The organism is Endozoicomonas sp. YOMI1, from assembly GCF_024606345.1.
Lineage (GTDB): Bacteria > Pseudomonadota > Gammaproteobacteria > Pseudomonadales > Endozoicomonadaceae > Endozoicomonas.
In genome coordinates this window covers 1-4,156 of sequence record NZ_JAHHPM010000205.1, presented here as the reverse complement: position 1 = coordinate 4,156, position 4,156 = coordinate 1, and the positions used below count along the sequence as shown (strand labels likewise).

At 51.4% G+C, this 4,156-nt stretch carries 2 rRNA genes; both read left to right on the top strand.

Going from position 1 to position 4,156, the window contains the following annotated elements:
* Nucleotides 1-397 precede the first annotated feature (397 nt).
* Nucleotides 398-3,892: ribosomal RNA gene (locus tag KDK15_RS07030) — 23S ribosomal RNA — on the top strand.
* Nucleotides 3,893-4,052: 160 nt separating this feature from the next.
* Nucleotides 4,053-4,156 (top strand): 5S ribosomal RNA (gene rrf, locus KDK15_RS07025); the annotation flags it as partial.

Below are 4,156 nucleotides of genomic sequence, written 5' to 3'. Positions count from 1 at the left end.
AACCGCCGTCCATAAGCGTTCACACGAATTGTTTGATTATCAGTTGACAGTGGTCAGTGACCAGTTGTCAGTTGGTAGTTTTACTGAAATCGTTCCAGACGATTTTCAGTGCTTCCTCCATCCCTGGAGGTCGTGTTCTTTAACAATGTGGAATCCAAATTAAGCTGAATTGATTTAAAAGGCTTGCGTCTTTTAAAGAAAATTCTTGCTGAGACACTCTCAAGTTAATTACCGGAAGGTAATAGCTAATGTGTATGGCGTTCAGTTGTCAGTGGTCAGTTAACAGTGACCAGTTGACGGCTGAAGATCGTTAAGGTGGTTATTTACCATTGCTTTTACGGGCCGCGGGTAGCGGGTGGCGGGAAGCGGATCTGAAACAGATCGTTTCGGGTTATATGGTCAAGTGACTAAGCGTACACGGTGGATGCCTTGGCAGTCAGAGGCGATGAAGGACGTGGTAATCTGCGATAAGCTTCGGGGAGTCGATAAACAGACTTTGATCCGGAGATTTCCGAATGGGGCAACCCAACTGCACAAGCAGTTATTCCTTAGCTGAATACATAGGCTTTGGAAGGCGAACCCGGGGAACTGAAACATCTAAGTACCCGGAGGAAAAGAAATCAATTGAGATTCCCCCAGTAGCGGCGAGCGAACGGGGAGCAGCCCTTAAGCAATTGATGAGTTAGTGAAACACTCTGGAAAGTGTGGCCATAGTGGGTGACAGCCCCGTACACGAAAGCTCATCTATTGTGAAATCGAGTAGGACGGGACACGTGAAATCCTGTCTGAACTGTCTTCGGACGAGGGGGGACCATCCTCCAAGGCTAAATACTCCTGACTGACCGATAGTGAACCAGTACCGTGAGGGAAAGGCGAAAAGAACCCCGTTGAGGGGAGTGAAACAGAACCTGAATCCGTGTACGTACAAGCAGTGGGAGTCAGTGGTCAGTTGTCAGTTGTCAGTTGCCAGTAGGCAAGCGACAACCGGCGACTGATTACCAGGTCGTCAACCTCGGAAACACCGTCAGGTTTGCACAAGAGTCAAATATCACTCGGAGCAAAACTGACCACCGACAACTGACAACTGACCACTGATGACTGCGTACCTTTTGTATAATGGGTCAGCGACTTACTTTCAGTGGCAAGGTTAACCGTATAGGGGAGCCGTAGGGAAACCGAGTCTTAACAGGGCGTGTTCTTCGGAACAACAGTCGCTGGGAGTAGACCCGAAACCGGGCGATCTATCCATGGGCAGGTTGAAGGTTGAGTAACATCAACTGGAGGACCGAACCGACTATCGTTGAAAAGCTAGCGGATGACCTGTGGATAGGAGTGAAAGGCTAATCAAGCCCGGAGATAGCTGGTTCTCCTCGAAAGCTATTTAGGTAGCGCCTCGTGTCTCACCATCGGGGGTAGAGCACTGTTTGGGCTAGGGGGTCATCCCGACTTACCAACCCCATGCAAACTCCGAATACCGATGAGTGCAATCACGGGAGACACACGGCGGGTGCTAACGTCCGTCGTGGAAAGGGAAACAACCCAGACCGTCAGCTAAGGTCCCCAAGTAACAGTTAAGTGGGAAACGATGTGAGAAGGCCCAGACAGCCAGGAGGTTGGCTTAGAAGCAGCCACCCTTTAAAGAAAGCGTAATAGCTCACTGGTCGAGTCGGCTCGCGCGGAAGATTTAACGGGGCTCAAACTGTTCACCGAAGCTACGGAATTCAGTGGTCAGTTGTCTGTTGTCAGTAATCAGTTGATGAGGCAGGACATGCAGGGTTTCGAAGAGCTTGAGGTATTCCAGACGGCGTATCGACTTTCGTTGAAAGTGCATGCGATGAGTCTGGAATTTCCAAAGCACGAACAAATGCGTGGACTGGCAGATCAAATGCGCAGGGCCAGTAAAGGCATCTGTGCCAATATTGCTGAAGGCTATGGCAAACTGAGCATTTCAAAGCCGGAGTTCCGAAGGTTTCTACTAATGGCCATCGGATCAGCGGATGAAATGAGAGTTTGGTTAAGGTATTGCCTTGATCTCGGTTATATCGGGAAAGAAACATGGCAAGACCTGAAAACCGAATACCAGAAAGTTGCAAGAATGTTGGTGAATTTGCACAAGAGTTTCCAATAACTCGGAGCAAAACCGATCACCGACAACAGACAACTGATCACTGGATTGGTAGAGGAGCGTTCTGTAAGCGGTTGAAGGTGTACCGGGAGGTATGCTGGACGTATCAGAAGTGCGAATGCTGACATGAGTAACGACAAGGGGAGTGAGAAGCTCCCCCGCCGGAAGACCAAGGGTTCCTGCGCAACGCTAATCGGCGCAGGGTGAGTCGGCCCCTAAGGTGAGGTCGAAAGACGTAATCGATGGGAAACAGGTCAATATTCCTGTACCCCTTGTGACTGCGATGGAGTGACGGAGAAGGCTAGGTCAGCGCAGCGATGGTTGTCTGCGTTTAAGATCGTAGGCTGGGGATCCAGGCAAATCCGGATCCTCAAGGCCGAGAATTGATGACGAGGCTCTACGGAGCCGAAGTGATTGATGCCCTGCTTCCAGGAAAACCTTCTAAGCGTCAGGTGACAAGGGACCGTACCCCAAACCGACACAGGTGGTCAGGTAGAGAATACCAAGGCGCTTGAGAGAACTCGGGTGAAGGAACTAGGCAAAATGGCACCGTAACTTCGGGAGAAGGTGCGCCGCTGCTGGTGATCGGACTTGCTCCGTAAGCTGGCGGTGGTCGAAGATACCAGGTGGCTGCGACTGTTTATTAAAAACACAGCACTGTGCAAACACGAAAGTGGACGTATACGGTGTGACGCCTGCCCGGTGCCGGAAGGTTAATTGATGCTGTTATCGCAAGAGAAGCGGTTGATCGAAGCCCCGGTAAACGGCGGCCGTAACTATAACGGTCCTAAGGTAGCGAAATTCCTTGTCGGGTAAGTTCCGACCTGCACGAATGGCGTAACGATGGCCACGCTGTCTCCACCCGGGACTCAGTGAAATTGAAATCGCTGTTAAGATGCAGCGTATCCGCGGCTAGACGGAAAGACCCCGTGAACCTTTACTACAGCTTCACAGTGGATCTTGATGTTGCCTGTGTAGGATAGGTGGGAGGCTTGGAAGCGTTGACGCCAGTTAGCGTGGAGCCACCCTTGAAATACCACCCTGGCAATATTGAGGTTCTAACCCGGGTCCCGGAACGGGATCGGGGACATTGTGTGGTGGGTAGTTTGACTGGGGCGGTCTCCTCCCAAAGAGTAACGGAGGAGCACGAAGGTGTGCTAAGTACGGTCGGACATCGTACGGTTAGTGTAAAGGCACAAGCACGCTTGACTGCGAGAGGTACATCTCGAGCAGGTACGAAAGTAGGTCTTAGTGATCCGGTGGTTCTGCATGGAAGGGCCATCGCTCAACGGATAAAAGGTACTCCGGGGATAACAGGCTGATACCGCCCAAGAGTTCACATCGACGGCGGTGTTTGGCACCTCGATGTCGGCTCATCACATCCTGGGGCTGAAGCCGGTCCCAAGGGTATGGCTGTTCGCCATTTAAAGTGGTACGCGAGCTGGGTTTAGAACGTCGTGAGACAGTTCGGTCCCTATCTGCCGTGGACGTTGGAAGTTTGAGAAGAGCTGCTCCTAGTACGAGAGGACCGGAGTGGACGGACCACTGGTGTTCGGGTTGTGTCGCCAGACGCATTGCCCGGTAGCTATGTTCGGACGGGATAACCGCTGAAAGCATCTAAGCGGGAAGCCCCCTTCAAGATGAGACTTCCCTGACTCCTTGAGAGTCCTGAAGAGCCGTTAAAGACGATGACGTTGATAGGTTGGGTGTGTAAGTGCTGTGAGGCATTGAGCTAACCAATACTAATGACTCGTGCGGCTTGACCATATAACGCCAAAGCGATTTAAAAGACAGTTGACAGTGGTCAGTGACCAGTTGTCAGTTGGAGCCATACGCAAGAGTGTACAGCAAGAAAGCTTGAATACTGGATTCCAGGGCACGGACAGCTTATAGCCTACAGCTTAAAGCTTCCGGCTCAAAAGTTTCGCCTGGCGACCATAGAAGGTTAGAACCACCTGATCCCATCCCGAACTCAGCAGTGAAATGACCGATCGCCGATGGTAGTGTGGGGTTTCCCCATGTGAGAGTAGG